Here is a 16,081-nt window from a genome sequence, read left to right as displayed (position 1 = left end):
CAGTGTAATATGCGTCGTCATTAATGAGGCTGACAGGATTGTGGGTTAAGAGCGATCTTCCTGAATGTGTCTGTGCTCAGGTTTCTAACTGATTCTCTACGTGAAGATATCTCTATAAATGAAGCACATAAGAAATTTCTCCATCATCGCCCACATTGACCACGGTAAATCCACGCTTTCTGACCGCTTGATTCAGATCTGTGGCGGATTAACTGACCGCGAGATGGCCGCGCAGGTTCTGGACTCAATGGACCTTGAGCGTGAACGTGGTATTACCATCAAAGCACAGAGCGTGACGCTCGATTACAAAGCCCAAGACGGTGAAACTTACCAGCTCAATTTTATCGATACGCCGGGACACGTTGACTTCTCATACGAAGTTTCCCGCTCACTGGCCGCCTGTGAGGGTGCGCTGCTGGTGGTGGATGCCGGACAGGGCGTTGAAGCGCAAACCCTGGCTAACTGCTACACCGCGATTGAGATGGATCTGGAAGTCGTGCCGGTGCTGAATAAAATCGATTTGCCTGCCGCCGATCCTGAACGTGCTGCACAGGAAATCGAAGATATTGTCGGTATTGATGCCACCGATGCCGTGCGTTGCTCGGCGAAAACCGGTGTCGGCGTACCTGAAGTGCTGGAGCGCCTGGTGCGCGATATTCCGCCGCCAGAAGGCGATCCGGAAGGGCCGCTGCAGGCACTGATTATCGACTCCTGGTTCGATAACTACCTGGGTGTTGTCTCGCTGGTTCGTGTGAAAAACGGCACCATGCGTAAAGGCGATAAAATCAAGGTACTGAGTACCGGCCAGGTTTATAACGCCGATCGACTGGGCATTTTCACGCCGAAACAGGTTGACCGCACTGAACTGAACTGTGGCGAAGTCGGCTGGCTGGTCTGCGCCATTAAAGACATTCTGGGCGCGCCGGTGGGCGATACCCTGACAACAGCACGTAACCCGGCGGACAAAGCGCTGCCTGGCTTTAAAAAAGTTAAGCCACAGGTTTACGCCGGTCTGTTCCCGATTAGTTCTGATGACTACGAAGCGTTTCGTGATGCGCTGGGCAAGCTGAGCCTGAACGATGCTTCTCTGTTCTACGAGCCAGAGAGTTCAACCGCGCTGGGCTTTGGCTTCCGTTGCGGCTTCCTGGGTCTGCTGCACATGGAGATCATTCAGGAACGTCTGGAACGTGAGTACGATCTCGATCTGATCACGACCGCACCGACGGTGGTGTACGAAGTGGAAACCACGGGCGGCGAAGTCATTTATGTGGACAGCCCCTCGAAGCTGCCACCGCTCAATAACATTGAAGAGTTGCGTGAACCGATTGCGGAGTGTCACATGCTGCTGCCGCAGGAATACCTGGGCAACGTCATTACGCTGTGCATCGAGAAACGTGGCGTTCAGACAAATATGGTTTACCACGGCAATCAGGTTGCGCTGACCTATGAGATTCCAATGGCTGAAGTGGTGCTCGACTTCTTTGACCGTTTGAAATCAACATCGCGCGGCTATGCTTCACTGGACTACAATTTTAAACGTTTTCAGGCCTCTGACATGGTGCGCGTCGACGTGCTGATTAACTCAGAACGTGTTGATGCGCTGGCGCTGATTACCCACCGTGATAACGCACCTTATCGTGGACGTGAGCTGGTTGAGAAAATGAAAGACCTCATCCCACGTCAACAATTTGATATTGCGATTCAGGCGGCAATCGGCAACCACATTATCGCTCGCTCAACCGTCAAACAGCTGCGTAAGAACGTCCTTGCCAAGTGTTACGGCGGTGACGTCAGTCGTAAGAAAAAGCTGTTGCAGAAGCAGAAAGAGGGTAAGAAGCGAATGAAGCAGGTCGGTAACGTTGAACTGCCGCAGGAAGCATTCCTCGCCATTCTGCATGTCGGAAAAGACAGCAAATAAGGATCTTAAATGGCTAATATGTTCGCGCTAGTCCTGGCGATAGCGACATTGATTACTGGTATTCTCTGGGTGATCGATCGTATCAAGTTGGCACCACAGCGCCGGGCGCTGCAGGCGGCGGCACAGGCGCAGTCAGGCGACACGCTCGATAAAAAAACGCTGGCAAAAATGGCACCTAAGCCGGGCTGGATTGAAACCGCTGCCTCCGTATTTCCGGTGCTGGCCGTGGTATTCTTTGTGCGCTCATTTGTGTATGAGCCTTTCCAGATCCCGTCAGGCTCGATGATGCCCACGCTGCTGATTGGTGACTTTATTCTGGTCGAGAAGTTTGCTTACGGCATTAAAGACCCGATTACGCAAACCACGCTGATTCCTACCGGGCATCCTAAGCGTGGCGATATTGCGGTCTTTAAATACCCAAAAGATCCCAGCCTGGACTACATCAAGCGCGTGATTGGCCTGCCGGGCGATCGTGTAACCTATGATCCCTACAGTAAAACGCTGACTATTAATCCGGCCTGCGATAATGGCAAGCCTTGCAGCAAAGCGTTGCCCGTCACCTACAGCAACATTGAGCCAAGCAAGTTTGTTCAGACGTTTAGCGGGTTTGATGGTAACGAAGCCGGTAACGGGTTCTACCAGGTGCCGCTGAATGAAACCATGCGCGGTGGATTACGTCTGGCCATGCGCAAAGAAACGCTGGGCAATGTGACGCATGACATTCTGTTGGTGACGGAAGCACAAAGCCAGGCGAGCATGTACTATCAGCAGCCCGGCCAGCCGCAGGCGAGCTGGGTTGTGCCGCAGGGGCAGTATTTCATGATGGGTGATAACCGTGACAACAGCGCCGACAGTCGCTACTGGGGCTTTGTTCCCGAGCGCAATCTGGTCGGTAAAGCGGTCGCCATCTGGATGAGCTTTGAAAAACAAGAAGGCCAGTGGCCAACCGGCGTACGACTGAGTCGTATCGGCGGTATCCATTAAGCCAGCCTGAGAGTCAGGCAAAATAGGGTGGCCTCCGTCATGGGGGCCACTGCACACCAAACAGAATGTGTTGGATTCTCAGCCCTGTTTGGTATGCAGAGTGACAGACGCAAAACAGAACTGGAATCGCATGAACCCCATCCTGATTAACAAGCTTCAGCGCAAACTGGGCTACACTTTTACACATTCTGAACTTTTACAGCAGGCGTTGACGCATCGCAGCGCCAGTAGCAAGCATAACGAACGCCTGGAGTTTTTAGGCGATTCGATTCTGAGCTACGTGATTGCAAATGCGCTCTACCACCGTTTTCCGCGTGTGGATGAGGGCGACATGAGCCGCATGCGCGCGACGCTGGTGCGCGGTAATACGCTGGCAGAGATGGCGCGTGAATTCGATTTGGGTGAATGCCTGCGTCTGGGGCCCGGCGAATTAAAAAGCGGCGGCTTCCGTCGTGAATCTATTCTGGCGGACACCGTGGAAGCGCTGATTGGTGGTGTCTTCCTCGACAGTAATATTCAGACTGTCGAAAAGCTGATCCTTGACTGGTATCAGACGCGCCTGGACGAAATCAGTCCGGGTGATAAACAAAAAGATCCGAAAACGCGCCTGCAGGAATACCTGCAGGGCCGTCATCTGCCGCTGCCAAGTTACTTAGTGGTGCAGGTTCGTGGCGAAGCCCACGATCAGGAATTTACCATTCACTGTCAGGTGAGTGGCATGGCAGAACCGGTGGTGGGCGTGGGCTCCAGCCGCCGTAAAGCTGAACAAGCAGCGGCTGAACAGGCGCTGATTAAACTTGGTCTGGAATAACAGTATTATCCCGGCGTCGCAACCGGCGCTGAAAACCTCAGGACTCGAATGAGCGAAAATGTTACATACAGCGGCTTTGTCGCGATAGTTGGCCGGCCTAACGTCGGTAAATCCACCTTACTGAACCAGTTACTGGGGCAGAAGGTTTCAATTACGTCGCGTAAGCCGCAAACCACCCGTCACCGCATTATGGGCATCCATACGGAAGGCGCTTATCAGGCGATTTACGTGGATACGCCCGGCCTGCATATGGAAGAGAAGCGGGCGATCAACCGCCTGATGAACCGTGCGGCCAGCAGTTCTATCGGTGACGTTGAACTGATCATCTTTGTGGTTGAAGGCACGCGCTGGACGCCCGACGACGAGATGGTGTTAAACAAGTTGCGCGATGGCAAAGTGCCGGTTCTGCTGGCGATCAATAAAATCGACAACATCCAGGATAAAAGCGTCCTGTTACCGCACCTGCAGTTCCTCAGCGAGCAGATGAACTTTATTGATATCGTGCCGGTTTCGGCCGAAAGCGGTAAAAATGTCGACACCATCGCCGCCATCGCCCGCAAGCATCTGCCGGAATCTGACCATCACTTCCCGGAAGATTACATTACCGATCGCTCACAGCGCTTTATGGCATCCGAAATTATCCGTGAAAAGCTGATGCGTTTCCTCGGTGCGGAACTGCCTTACTCGGTCACAGTCGAAATCGAACAGTTTGTGTCTAACGCGCGTGGCGGTTATGACATCAACGGTTTGATTCTGGTCGAGCGCGAAGGGCAGAAAAAAATGGTGATTGGCAATAAAGGCGCCAAAATCAAAACCATTGGTATTGAAGCGCGTAAGGACATGGAAGAGATGTTCGATGCCAAAGTGCATCTCGAACTGTGGGTTAAAGTTAAATCCGGCTGGGCAGATGACGAACGTGCGCTGCGTAGTCTGGGTTACACAGACGATCTCTGAATAAATGGAAGGCTGGCAACGCGCCTTTGTGCTGCATAGTCGTCCTTTCAGCGAAACCAGTCTGCTGCTTGACCTGTTTAGTGAAAGTGAAGGCCGTGTTCGTGTCCTGGCAAAAGGAGCACGATCACGGCGTTCTCAGTTAAAAGGCACACTTCAGCCTTTTACCCCGCTGCTGGTGCGCTGGAGCGGTCGTGGTGAGGTGAAAACGCTGCGCAATGCCGAAGCGGTTTCGCTTGCTCTCCCCCTCAGTGGTATCACGCTTTACTGCGGCCTGTACGTCAACGAGCTGTTGTCTCGGGTACTGGAACAGCACATCCCCTTTTCCGACCTGTTTTTTGACTATCTGCAATGTATCCAGACGCTGGCCGCCGCCGAGGGTTCACCCGAACCTGCACTGCGTCGTTTCGAGCTGGCGCTGTTGGGGCACCTTGGCTATGGCGTGGATTTCCTGCACTGCGCAGGCAGTGGTGAACCGGTCAGTGAAGACATGACCTACAGCTACCGGGAAGAGAAGGGCTTCATCGCCAGTCTGGTGCTCAATCAGCGCAGCTTTACAGGTAAACACCTGCAGGCGCTCTCCACGCGTGAATTTCCCGATGCGGATGCCCTGCGCGCGGCGAAGCGCTTTACCCGCATGGCGCTAAAACCCTACCTGGGGGGCAAACCGTTAAAAAGTCAGGAGCTTTTCCGTCAGTTTACACCGAAAAAAAAGCCCGATATTGCCGGCGAGCCCTGATGCGGGTCGTAGCGGAATCGCATCAGGGCGCGTTACACTCCATACAATGACCATAATGAACCGAGGATTGTCATGGCTGAGTTACTGTTAGGCGTTAACATCGACCACATTGCTACCGTCCGCAACGCGCGTGGCACCCATTACCCTGATCCGGTCCAGGCGGCTTTTATCGCCGAACAGGCGGGCGCGGATGGGATCACGGTGCACCTGCGGGAAGATCGCCGCCACATTACCGACCGCGACGTGCGTATTCTGCGTAATACCATCGAAACGCGGATGAATCTCGAAATGGCGGTCACCGATGAGATGCTGAATATCGCGTGTGACATCAAACCGCATTTCTGCTGCCTGGTGCCGGAAAAGCGTGAGGAAGTGACCACCGAAGGCGGACTGGATGTCGCCGGACAACAGGAAAAACTTAATGCCGCGGTAAAAAAACTCAGTGAGGCGGGCATTTTGGTATCCCTGTTTATCGATCCCGATCACCGGCAAATCGAAGCGGCTGTCACCAGCGGCGCGCCTTATATTGAAATTCATACCGGTGCCTATGCTGAAGCCCCTGAAGGCCCGGCACGCGACGCTGAGCTGGCCCGGATCCGTCAGGCGGCCACCTTTGCGGCCAGCCGCGGATTAAAAGTTAACGCCGGTCACGGTCTGACTTACCACAACGTCCTGCCGATTGCCGCGCTGCCGGAAATGCATGAGCTGAACATCGGTCATGCGATCATTGGTCGGGCGGTGATGAGCGGCCTGCCTGACGCCGTCAAAGCCATGAAACAGCTGCTGCGAGAAGCGCGTCGCTAATGGCTATTCTGGGACTGGGCAGCGATATCGTCGAAATAGAGCGGATTGCCGATGTGATTTCTCGCTCTGGCGATCGACTGGCGCGTCGCGTGCTGAGTGAGGCCGAATGGCAGCAGTATCAGCAGCATCGTCAGCCGGTGCGTTTTCTGGCTAAACGTTTCGCCGTTAAAGAAGCGGCAGCCAAAGCGTTTGGCACCGGCATTCGCGGTGGACTGGCATTCAATCAGTTTGAAGTTTACAACGATGCGCTGGGTAAACCACTCCTGCGTTTTTTCGATCATGCTGCTGAGGTGGCGCAGCGACTGGGTGTACAGCATGTCCATGTCACCCTGGCCGACGAGCGCCACTATGCCTGTGCTACGGTCATTATCGAAAGCTAACCGTGCAGGGCAACAAACTTATCCCACAGCGCATCGCGTGATTCGATGTGCTGGGGATCCGTCACAATGGTGTTATCAATAGGGCAAACCCGCTGGCAGGTCGGCACATCATAATGTCCCACACATTCGGTACAGCGGCTCACCTCAATCTCATAAATCATCTCACCCATCGAAATAGCCTGGTTCGGGCATTCGGGTTCACACATATCGCAGTTAATGCATCGTTCTGTAATCAGTAAAGACATCGAGGTTTCCCAATCGATAAATACTTTTTGTCGTTTTGGCGACATAATCTGTTGCGGTAGTAAATATTCCTGATGAGATATGTCGAACCCTTAGACGACTTTTGTAACTTTCAAATTGCAAGCCTGGCTGGTCATTAACATAAAGTTGGAATGTTAAAGCTTATGCGGAGTCGGCTGACAGTAGCATATTCTTTCAACGTCAAACATGATGCGAATAACTAAAAAAAGTGATACGCACCATTAATGTTCGTTACTTGCTGATTATTCGATAATTTAACTCTATATAGTCTTCATGGAGAGTAAGCATAAAAGTATAACTTTTAGCAAATTCAGCGAGACACGTGCGGGGACAGCGCCGCGTGTAGAAAAAACCACCACAGCGAGAATTGTAAGGATTATGCAGAAAAAAGGGGTGATAGAAATATTTTGTCATAAAAATGACAGAGATCAGGTGCGTGATTAAGAGTTTTCCGATAATATGCATTCATCAATAATATCGATGGATTGTGTCAGGTGAAAAAAAGAATTTTTTTGATAGCCGGCGTGGCTGTTCTGGCTGCAACAACCGCTTATGGAAGCTTATCCGCGGGTGGATCTCGGCCTGATTTCGTTACAGCAGCAGAAAATAAAACGAATAACTTCCTGCAATACAGCTATGGTAAGGGTAAATGTAAAGCCGCGCCCGGAACGGCATTGAGCTGGGACATGGAATGTAAGTATGACGGTGGCAAGAAAGTGGTTAAATTCGCTCTCTACTCCGCTGAGCATGCAACAAAAAAATCTGTTGATACCTTTTATCTCGTTGCAAAAAATCAGGCTGCAGTCGACTCAGCCAGCACAGGTATGGGGCAATATTTGCCTATTTCTACGCAAGATATAAGCAGTAGTTAGTCGGCCTTAATACACAGCTAATACTCAATTCAGTTTTAGAAGCCAGCGATATCGCTGGCTTCCTTCATTGTACTTTACAACAATCGCAATATCAGATGCGTTTTCCCTTCTTCCTAAATCAGCTTCTTCACCAGCGCCTCGCTGTGGCGAATATGGCTGGACGCGCGCTCAGGATCGTTCTGTACCAGCGCCATAAAGAGCAGGTCCGTTAACGCCAGCTGGGCGGTAGTCGAGGAGATCGCGGCGCTGCGCGTACTCTGTTCTTCTGCAACGGTGTACAGGCAGTGCGTGGCGCACTGCTGCAAAGTGTTAGGCGTAAAGCCGGTAAAGGCCAGCACGTCCGCGCCCACCCGCACTGCTTCCTGCGCGGCCAGGTTAATCTCACGACGTTCACCCGTGTAAGAGATCGCCAGCAGCACATCGCCGGATGACATGGCCTGTACGCTGGCCAGCAGCGCGTGCATGTCCTGCTCCGCGACGGCATTGATGCCAATCTTCATCAGCTTCCAGGAAAAATCTTTTGCCACCAGGCCGGATGCGCCGATTCCGACCAGTAAAATACGGCGTGCGCGCTTAAGCAGCTGCAAGACGGCATTCAGCTTCTCTTCGCTGTTGATATCCAGGGTCGCGCGAATGGCTGACAGCTTTTCTGTCAGTAATTTTTCGCCCACAGCCTTAAGGGGATCGTCACTGAGGATCTGATTATGCACGGTGATGGCATCTTTATCGGCCAGCGATTCGCTCAGTGCCAGCTTGAGTGCCGGAAAACCTTTATATCCCAGTTTTTGCGCAAACTTAACGACGCTGGACTGACTGACGCCAGCTTCTTCTGCCAGCTTTTGTGAACTTAAATGCCGTGCCCGATCCGGTTGTGACAGTAAAAAATCCGCCAGCCGGCGTTCGTTCAGCGCCAGTGAAGGATAAAGCTGGCGAATGCGCAGCAATGAACTCATGCCCAGTCCTCATGATGTAGCGGTGCGTCCGCAAGGAATAAATGATTCTAAAAGCATTGTAGCCACTGGAATAAAAAATGACAGTCATCGCCTCGCTGCGCGAAGATGACTACAATAGAGGCTGTTGATGCATATTCGTTAAAAAGGAGAGCTGTTTGACCAACGAGAGACAACGTCGCGTGGTGTTTTTCGACCTTGATGGCACATTGCACCAACAGGATATGTTTGGCACTTTCATGCGCTATTTGCTGCGCCGCAAGCCCCTGAATCTGCTACTGGTCGTGCCTTTGCTGCCCGTCGTCGGCGCGGGGCTGCTGTTCAAAGGGCGTGCGGCCCGCTGGCCGATGAGCCTGTTGCTCTGGTCAATCACCTTTGGCCGATCTGAAACCACCCTGTTACGACTGGAGGCCGAGTTTGCTCAGTGGTTTCGCCAGCGCGTGAAAGCGTTTCCGGTGGTGCAGAAGCGTCTCAGCGAGTACCTCAGCAGCGATGATGCGGATGTGTGGCTGATTACGGGCTCGCCGCAGTCGCTGGTGGAGCAGGTCTATTACGATTCGGCGTTTCTGCCCAGAGTAAAGTTGATTGCCAGCCAGATGCAGCGCGGCCTGGGTGGGCGCGTGCTGAAATTGCGCTGTCTGGGCCACGAAAAAGTGGTGCAGTTAGAAGAGCACATCGGCACACCACTGCAACTCTATAGTGGTTACAGCGACAGCAAGCAGGACAACCCGTTATTGTTCTTTTGTCAGCATCGCTGGCGCGTCACGCCGGCGGGTGAATTGCAGCAGTTAGAATAACCTGTACTGTGCTTCGGTTTTGCCGGCATGCCCGGTATAATGCGCCGCTTTTTGCTGCCGGGAGTGGTTCGTGTGACACAAGAACAAGATGAATACTGGATGCGCCGGGCGCTGACGCTGGCGCAACGCGCATGGGATGAGGGCGAGGTGCCGGTAGGCGCCGTCCTGGTTCACGGCGACCGCGTCATTGGCGAAGGCTGGAACCGGCCTATCGGTCAGCATGATCCCACCGCGCACGCAGAGATTATGGCGCTTCGTCAGGGCGGGAAAGTACTGGAAAATTACCGTCTGCTGGATACCACGCTTTATGTGACGCTGGAGCCGTGCGTCATGTGCGCCGGCGCGATGGTGCATAGCCGGATAGGTCGTCTGGTTTATGGCGCGAACGATGTGAAAACCGGCGCAGCCGGTTCGCTGATTGACGTGCTGGGTCATCCGGGGATGAACCATCAGGTAAGGTTAGATCACGGCGTGCTGGAAGACGCGTGCGCGGCGCTGCTGAGCGACTTTTTCCGCATGCGTCGTCAGCAACAAAAAGCGCTGCGACAGGCGCAGCGCGAAAGCTAATTCATTGCCACTTGTGGCGAAACGGCAGGATAGCCTTTGCCCATCTCCGCTTCCAGCGCGGCCTGCTGGGCAAGGCGCTTTTCCTGCTCCTGCAAATAGCCCACCAGGCTAATCTCATATTTACGAATATTTTCCACGTAGTTATACGCTTCCTGGCCCCGCGCGTAGCCGTAGGTCGTTTGCGCGTAATAACGCTTCTGGCTCAGCATCGGCAGGCGCAGTTTCACATCAGCCCAACTGTCCGGGTTGCCACCCTGTTTTGCCGTGAGCTTACGGGCATCCAGCATATGAGCATAACCCATGTTGTAGGCGGCCAGCGCAAACCAGATACGTTCGTCTTCCGGAATGGACTGCGGGACTTTATCCATCATATTTTGCAGATACTGGCTGCCGCCGCGAATACTTTGCTCAGGATCGGTTCGATCGCCCACTTCCACGCTGTCGGCGGTATTGCGCGTCAGCATCATCATGCCGCGCACGCCGGTCGGTGATGTCGCCTGCGGATTCCAGTGTGATTCCTGATAGGAGATAGCGGCCAGCAAACGCCAGTCGATATTACTGGCGTATTTCTCGAATAACGGTTTGATATCAGGCAGAACCGTATCAATCGCACGCAGGAAGGTGCGCGTATCCACATAATCAAAGGTGCCAACGTGCCCGAGGTATTTCTCTTCCAGCCGCGCCATTGCGCCTTCTTCGCCCATGCCATTAAAGAAATCCAGCATGGCTGCGTTCAGGCTGTCGTCGCTTTCGCGGGGCATATACCACGTCACCGGCTCTTCATCCGTGACGTCAAAGGCGACCGCCAGTTGTGGATGGATGCGCTGAAGCAGTGCGATGGTGACGGAATCGCCAATCGTATAATCCAGCTTGCCCTCGGCGACGGCCTCAAGTAGCGCTTTCGGGCTTTGATCGGTCGAGATAGCCCAGTCAAGGTCGGGATAGTGATCCGCTCTGGCGCTCTTGAGTGTAGACAGATAAGCCGATCCGGAGGCAACGACGAGCCGTCCCTTTAAATCGCCCAGGTTTTTCGGGCGAGTTTTATCCACACGATAAACCAACTGCTGGGAAACGCTGTAATAGCTGGGGCCCGTCTGATAGCGGTTCAGTCGCTCATTATTATAGATAAGGCCTGCGGCCAGCAAATCGGCTTTGCCGTCGTCAAGCGCATCAAACAGGTCGCTGATATTCGCGCGCACCGTGATTTCCAGCCTGACGCCCAGATAACGGGCGAAACGCTTCGCCAGCTCGTAATCCATCCCGGCCGGTGCTTTATTCACGGTGTAGTAAGTCAACGGTGAGTTTACGGTACTGACCCGTAGCACTCCCCGTGATTTAATCTGTGAAATCGTATCCTGCCCGCTCCCATGCCAGGGAATGGACGGCCACAGTGCCAGTGCTAACAGCACGGTGAGCAGACCGATAAACAGATAATTTAATTTCAGGCGTTTCAAATAGTTATCTCTCGATGGCTCCAAGGCCTCTGTCTTTTAAGGCAGTATTGATTTTGTTTTAACTCCCAGAGCGAGGGGCATTTTGCGCAACAAACTGAGGCAGAGCAACTTATAAAGCAATTTTTGCGCAATTATCAGCCAAATCTTGTTGGCCATAAATTTTGCGCAAACGGTTTCGTCGCGGAGTGGCTTTCTCTATAATACGCCCCGTTTTCCCCCTGTTGCGCCCAATGAAGCGTCGCACCCGGCGTTTCAAAGACGAGAGATCTTATGATGGAAATTCTGCGTGGTTCGCCCGCCCTGTCGGCATTTCGTGTAAACAAACTGCTGGCCCGCTTTCAGGACGCTCATCTGCCGGTGAGTGATATTTACGCTGAGTACGTCCATTTTGCCGATGTCAGCGCGCCGTTGAGTGAGGATGAAAAATCCCGTCTGCAGCGCCTGCTCAAGTACGGTCCTTCTCTCGCTGAACATGCGCCACAAGGGCGTTTGCTGCTGGTCACGCCACGTCCAGGCACCATTTCGCCATGGTCTTCAAAAGCGACAGATATTGCGCATAACTGCGATCTGTCACAGGTCCGTCGACTGGAGCGCGGTCTGGCGTTTTATGTTCAGGCACCCCAGTTGACGGAAACCCAGTGGCAAACGCTGTCAGCGCTGCTGCATGACCGCATGATGGAAACGGTGTACAGCGACCTCCATCAGGCCGAACAACTGTTTGCCCACCACGAACCTCAGCCGGTCAAAAGCGTTGATGTGTTGGGTGAAGGCCGTCAGGCACTGGTTCATGCCAATACATCGCTGGGCCTGGCGCTGGCAGACGACGAAATTGACTACCTGCTGGCAGCCTTTACGAAGCTGGGCCGTAACCCTAACGACATCGAACTCTATATGTTTGCTCAGGCGAACTCCGAGCACTGTCGTCACAAGATTTTTAACGCCGACTGGATTATTGACGGCGAAAAACAGCCGAAATCGCTGTTTAAAATGATTAAGAACACCTTTGAGCAAACGCCGGATTATGTCCTGTCGGCTTATAAAGACAATGCGGCGGTGATGGAAGGCTCTGAAGTAGGACGCTTCTTTGCGGATGCCGAAAACGGGGAATATGGCTACCACCAGGAGGCGGCGCATATTCTGATGAAGGTCGAAACGCATAACCATCCTACGGCGATTTCGCCGTGGCCTGGCGCGGCAACCGGCTCCGGCGGCGAAATTCGTGACGAAGGGGCGACCGGACGGGGCGCGAAGCCGAAAGCCGGTCTGGTCGGCTTCTCGGTGTCGAACCTGCGTATTCCGGGCTTTGAGCAGCCGTGGGAAGAGGATTTTGGCAAGCCCGCGCGCATCGTCAGCGCACTGGACATTATGACTGAAGGCCCTCTGGGCGGCGCGGCGTTTAACAACGAGTTTGGCCGTCCTGCATTGAATGGCTATTTCCGTACCTATGAAGAACAGGTCAACAGCCACAACGGCACCGAACTGCGCGGTTACCACAAGCCGATTATGCTGGCGGGTGGCATCGGGAACATCCGTGCCGATCACGTCCAGAAAGGCGAGATTACTGTCGGGGCAAAGCTGATCGTACTGGGCGGCCCGGCAATGAATATCGGTCTGGGCGGCGGGGCGGCCTCATCTATGGCGTCGGGCCAGTCTGACGCTGATCTCGACTTTGCCTCCGTACAGCGTGATAACCCGGAAATGGAACGGCGTTGCCAGGAAGTGATTGACCGCTGCTGGCAGTTAGGCGACGACAACCCGATTCTGTTTATCCACGATGTCGGTGCGGGCGGGCTGTCGAACGCCATGCCTGAGCTGGTCAGCGATGGCGGTCGCGGTGGACGTTTCAACCTGCGTGATATCCTCAGCGATGAGCCAGGGATGAGCCCGCTGGAAGTCTGGTGTAATGAATCGCAAGAGCGTTACGTCATGGCGGTGGCACCCGAAAAGCTGGCTGAATTTGCGGCGATTTGCGAGCGTGAGCGCGCGCCTTTTGCGGTTATCGGTGAAGCCACAGAAGAGCAGCATCTGACGCTCAACGACAGCCACTTTGATAACAGCCCAATTGATATGCCGCTGGATGTGCTGTTGGGGAAAACCCCGAAAATGACGCGCGATGTCGTCAAACAGCAGGCGCAGGGCACACCGTTACACCGTGATGGCATCGTCTTAACGGAGGCGGTGAATCGCGTTCTGCACTTACCGACCGTGGCGGAAAAAACCTTTCTGATCACCATCGGCGATCGCAGTGTGACCGGCATGGTGGCACGGGATCAGATGGTAGGACCCTGGCAGATCCCTGTAGCCAATTGTGCGGTCACGACCGCCAGCCTCGACAGCTATCATGGTGAAGCGTTCGCTCTGGGTGAACGCGCGCCGGTGGCGCTGCTCGACTTTGCCGCCTCAGCACGACTGGCGGTTGGTGAAGCGCTGACAAACCTTGCCGCCACGCCCGTGGGGTCATTGAAGCGTGTAAAACTCTCGGCAAACTGGATGTCAGCCGCGGGTCATCCGGGCGAAGATGCGGGCCTGTATGACGCCGTGAAAGCTGTCGGTGAGGAGCTGTGTCCGGCACTGGGCATTACTATCCCGGTGGGTAAAGACTCCATGTCGATGAAAACCCGCTGGCAGGAAGGCACTGAACAACGCGAAATGACGTCGCCGCTGTCGCTGGTGATTACCGCCTTTGCGCGTGTCGAAGATGTTCGTCGCAACGTGACGCCTCAACTGATGGCGGATCAGGACAACCTGCTTCTGCTGATCGATCTGGGTAACGGTGCCAATACTCTGGGCGCAACCGCGCTGGCGCAGGTGTATCGTCAACTGGGCGACAAGCCTGCCGATGTACGTGATGCACAGCAGCTGGCAGGCTTCTTTAATGCGATGCAGGCGCTGGTCAGCCAACAGAAACTATTGGCCTACCATGACCGTTCCGATGGGGGCCTGCTGGTCACGCTGGCAGAAATGGCCTTTACCGGTCACTGCGGTGTAGATGTTGATATCGCGGCGCTGGGCAGTGATGCGCTGGCGGCGTTGTTTACTGAGGAACTGGGCGCAGTCATTCAGATCAAGGCCGCCGATCGTGAAGGTGTCGAGCAGATTCTGGCTCAACATGGACTGGCGCAGTGCAGTCATGTGCTGGGCAGCGCACAGCCGGGCGATCGCTTCGTGATTCGTTCAGGCGACAGTGCTGTGTACAGCGAAAGTCGCACCACGCTGCGTACCTGGTGGGCGGAAACCACCTGGCAGATGCAGCGTCTGCGTGATAACCCGGCCTGTGCTGATCAGGAACATCAGGCAAAACAGGACGACAACGATCCGGGTCTTAACGTCAGCCTGACCTTCAGGCCGGAAGAGGACGTTGCCGCGCCGATGATTGCGACAGGTGCCCGTCCGCGCGTGGCCGTGTTGCGTGAGCAGGGTGTTAACTCTCATGTGGAAATGGCCGCAGCCTTTGACCGCGCAGGCTTTACCGCCGTGGACGTTCATATGAGCGATCTGCTGGCAGGACGCATCGATCTGGAACGTTTCCAGGCGTTAGTGGCCTGTGGTGGCTTCTCTTACGGTGACGTACTGGGAGCCGGTGAGGGCTGGGCGAAATCTATCCTGTTCAACCCGCGTGTGCGCGATCAGTTCGAAGCCTTCTTCCATCGTCCGCAAACGCTGGCGCTGGGTGTTTGCAACGGTTGCCAGATGATGTCCAACCTGCGCGAGCTGATTCCTGGCAGCGAACTGTGGCCGCGCTTCGTGCGTAATCAGTCTGAGCGCTTTGAAGCGCGCTTCAGCCTGGTTGAAGTGGCCGCCAGCCCGTCATTACTGCTGGATGGCATGGCGGGTTCGCGGATGCCTGTTGCGGTATCACACGGAGAAGGTTTTGTAGAAGTGCGCGATGGTACTCACCTGGCGGCGCTGGAATCCAAAGGGCTGGTGGCGCTGCGCTTTGTGGACAATAGCGGTAAGGTGACGGAAACCTATCCGGCCAACCCGAACGGTTCGCCAAATGGCATCACTGCCGTGACCAACGAAAGTGGGCGCGTCACCATTATGATGCCGCATCCTGAGCGTGTTTTCCGTACGGTCAGCAACTCCTGGCATCCGGCGGAGTGGGGGGAAGACAGCCCATGGATGCGCATTTTCCGTAACGCGCGCAAACAACTGGGTTAATTGCCGTAAAAAATGGGGAGGCCAGGTGCCTCCCTTTTTTTATGGGCACGAGATGTTGGCAAAAGGAGACAGCCGTCACCTTTTGTTGTCGCTGATTGGTGACATCTATCTCTATGATTTTATTATACGGCAGAGGTACGATGAAAATGTGTTGGCATTTGGCGACACATTTGCCAGACCAGATGGTCTGAACGGGCCGTTTTCACTGCTCGCTTACCTGCAAGAGCCTGAACAGAAAGGGGCTTTTAATATTGGCATGATCTTTGCTATAATTATCGCGCTGCTCATTCACTTGTTTATGAATGCCACCGCACTGCGGTCAGAGCTCATAAAGCCCGAATGACGCACCAAACGGAGCCTGCCGTCCACCACACCGATAATCGTATGCATTGCATCGTTATCAAGCATCGGACGTAACGTTGAGTTAGG

The 16,081-nt window shown here is 54.2% G+C and carries 15 protein-coding genes; 12 read left to right on the top strand and 3 right to left on the bottom strand.

Annotated features, from left to right (window positions below; translation table 11 throughout):
* Positions 1–118: 118 nt before the first annotated feature.
* From lepA to acpS, 7 genes are all read left to right on the top strand, one after another.
* Positions 119–1,918, top strand: coding sequence for a translation elongation factor 4 (gene lepA / locus RAC60_RS10305; RefSeq protein WP_039340027.1), 1,800 nt, complete (start codon positions 119–121; stop codon positions 1,916–1,918).
* 9 nt (positions 1,919–1,927) lie between these two features.
* A complete protein-coding gene (lepB, locus tag RAC60_RS10300; protein WP_375093557.1) occupies positions 1,928–2,902 on the top strand; it encodes a signal peptidase I in 975 nt (324 codons plus the stop codon).
* 130 nt (positions 2,903–3,032) lie between these two features.
* On the top strand, positions 3,033–3,713 hold the full coding sequence (gene rnc / locus RAC60_RS10295; RefSeq protein ID WP_006120517.1) for a ribonuclease III: 681 nt from the start codon (positions 3,033–3,035) through the stop codon (positions 3,711–3,713).
* 48 nt (positions 3,714–3,761) lie between these two features.
* Positions 3,762–4,667 carry a GTPase Era gene (gene era, locus RAC60_RS10290; RefSeq protein WP_033740928.1) on the top strand — a complete coding sequence of 302 codons (906 nt, stop codon included), beginning with the start codon at positions 3,762–3,764 and terminating at the stop codon, positions 4,665–4,667.
* 4 nt (positions 4,668–4,671) lie between these two features.
* Positions 4,672–5,403 carry a DNA repair protein RecO gene (gene recO / locus RAC60_RS10285; protein ID WP_039340024.1) on the top strand — a complete coding sequence of 244 codons (732 nt, stop codon included), beginning with the start codon at positions 4,672–4,674 and terminating at the stop codon, positions 5,401–5,403.
* A gap of 72 nt (positions 5,404–5,475) precedes the next feature.
* Positions 5,476–6,207, top strand: coding sequence for a pyridoxine 5'-phosphate synthase (pdxJ, locus tag RAC60_RS10280; protein WP_006120524.1), 732 nt, complete (start codon positions 5,476–5,478; stop codon positions 6,205–6,207).
* On the top strand, positions 6,207–6,587 hold the full coding sequence (gene acpS, locus RAC60_RS10275) for a holo-ACP synthase (protein WP_006120525.1): 381 nt from the start codon (positions 6,207–6,209) through the stop codon (positions 6,585–6,587). The genes pdxJ and acpS overlap by 1 nt, the downstream gene beginning before the upstream one ends.
* Here the strand turns inward: acpS and RAC60_RS10270 are convergent.
* Positions 6,584–6,832: a YfhL family 4Fe-4S dicluster ferredoxin gene (locus RAC60_RS10270; RefSeq protein ID WP_033741000.1), complete on the bottom strand. Its 249-nt coding sequence runs from the start codon at positions 6,830–6,832 to the stop codon at positions 6,584–6,586. The two genes, acpS and RAC60_RS10270, sit on opposite strands and share 4 nt — an antisense overlap.
* Before the next feature lie 513 nt (positions 6,833–7,345).
* Between RAC60_RS10270 and RAC60_RS10265 the strand changes: the two genes are divergently transcribed.
* Positions 7,346–7,723 (top strand): hypothetical protein, encoded by a 378-nt coding sequence (locus RAC60_RS10265; protein WP_033740924.1) that lies wholly within the window; start codon positions 7,346–7,348, stop codon positions 7,721–7,723.
* A gap of 113 nt (positions 7,724–7,836) precedes the next feature.
* On the opposite strand, the gene RAC60_RS10260 is transcribed toward RAC60_RS10265, so the two are convergent.
* Entirely contained in the window at positions 7,837–8,676 is an 840-nt protein-coding gene (locus RAC60_RS10260; protein ID WP_006120655.1) for a MurR/RpiR family transcriptional regulator, read from the bottom strand.
* A gap of 155 nt (positions 8,677–8,831) precedes the next feature.
* Here RAC60_RS10260 and yfhb point away from each other — a divergent pair, with 155 nt between their 5' ends.
* Together yfhb and tadA are read left to right on the top strand one after the other, a co-directional pair.
* Positions 8,832–9,470 carry a phosphatidylglycerophosphatase C gene (gene yfhb, locus RAC60_RS10255; protein ID WP_039340020.1) on the top strand — a complete coding sequence of 213 codons (639 nt, stop codon included), beginning with the start codon at positions 8,832–8,834 and terminating at the stop codon, positions 9,468–9,470.
* A gap of 72 nt (positions 9,471–9,542) precedes the next feature.
* Positions 9,543–10,037: a tRNA adenosine(34) deaminase TadA gene (gene tadA / locus RAC60_RS10250; RefSeq protein WP_375093552.1), complete on the top strand. Its 495-nt coding sequence runs from the start codon at positions 9,543–9,545 to the stop codon at positions 10,035–10,037.
* Here the strand turns inward: tadA and mltF are convergent.
* Positions 10,034–11,491, bottom strand: a complete 1,458-nt coding sequence (gene mltF, locus RAC60_RS10245) for a membrane-bound lytic murein transglycosylase MltF (RefSeq protein ID WP_033740922.1) — start codon at positions 11,489–11,491, stop codon at positions 10,034–10,036. The two genes, tadA and mltF, sit on opposite strands and share 4 nt — an antisense overlap.
* A 270-nt stretch (positions 11,492–11,761) precedes the next feature.
* Between mltF and purL the strand changes: the two genes are divergently transcribed.
* Positions 11,762–15,652 carry a phosphoribosylformylglycinamidine synthase gene (gene purL, locus RAC60_RS10240; RefSeq protein ID WP_058701199.1) on the top strand — a complete coding sequence of 1,297 codons (3,891 nt, stop codon included), beginning with the start codon at positions 11,762–11,764 and terminating at the stop codon, positions 15,650–15,652.
* A 52-nt stretch (positions 15,653–15,704) separates the two neighbouring features.
* Positions 15,705–15,995 (top strand): hypothetical protein, encoded by a 291-nt coding sequence (locus RAC60_RS10235; protein WP_164482465.1) that lies wholly within the window; start codon positions 15,705–15,707, stop codon positions 15,993–15,995.
* Positions 15,996–16,081 lie beyond the last annotated feature (86 nt).

The organism is Pantoea sp. BR_17, from assembly GCF_041955125.1.
Classification (GTDB): domain Bacteria; phylum Pseudomonadota; class Gammaproteobacteria; order Enterobacterales; family Enterobacteriaceae; genus Pantoea; species Pantoea stewartii.
Note: the sequence above shows the minus strand (reverse complement) of the source record. Positions and strands in the feature narration are given on the sequence as shown.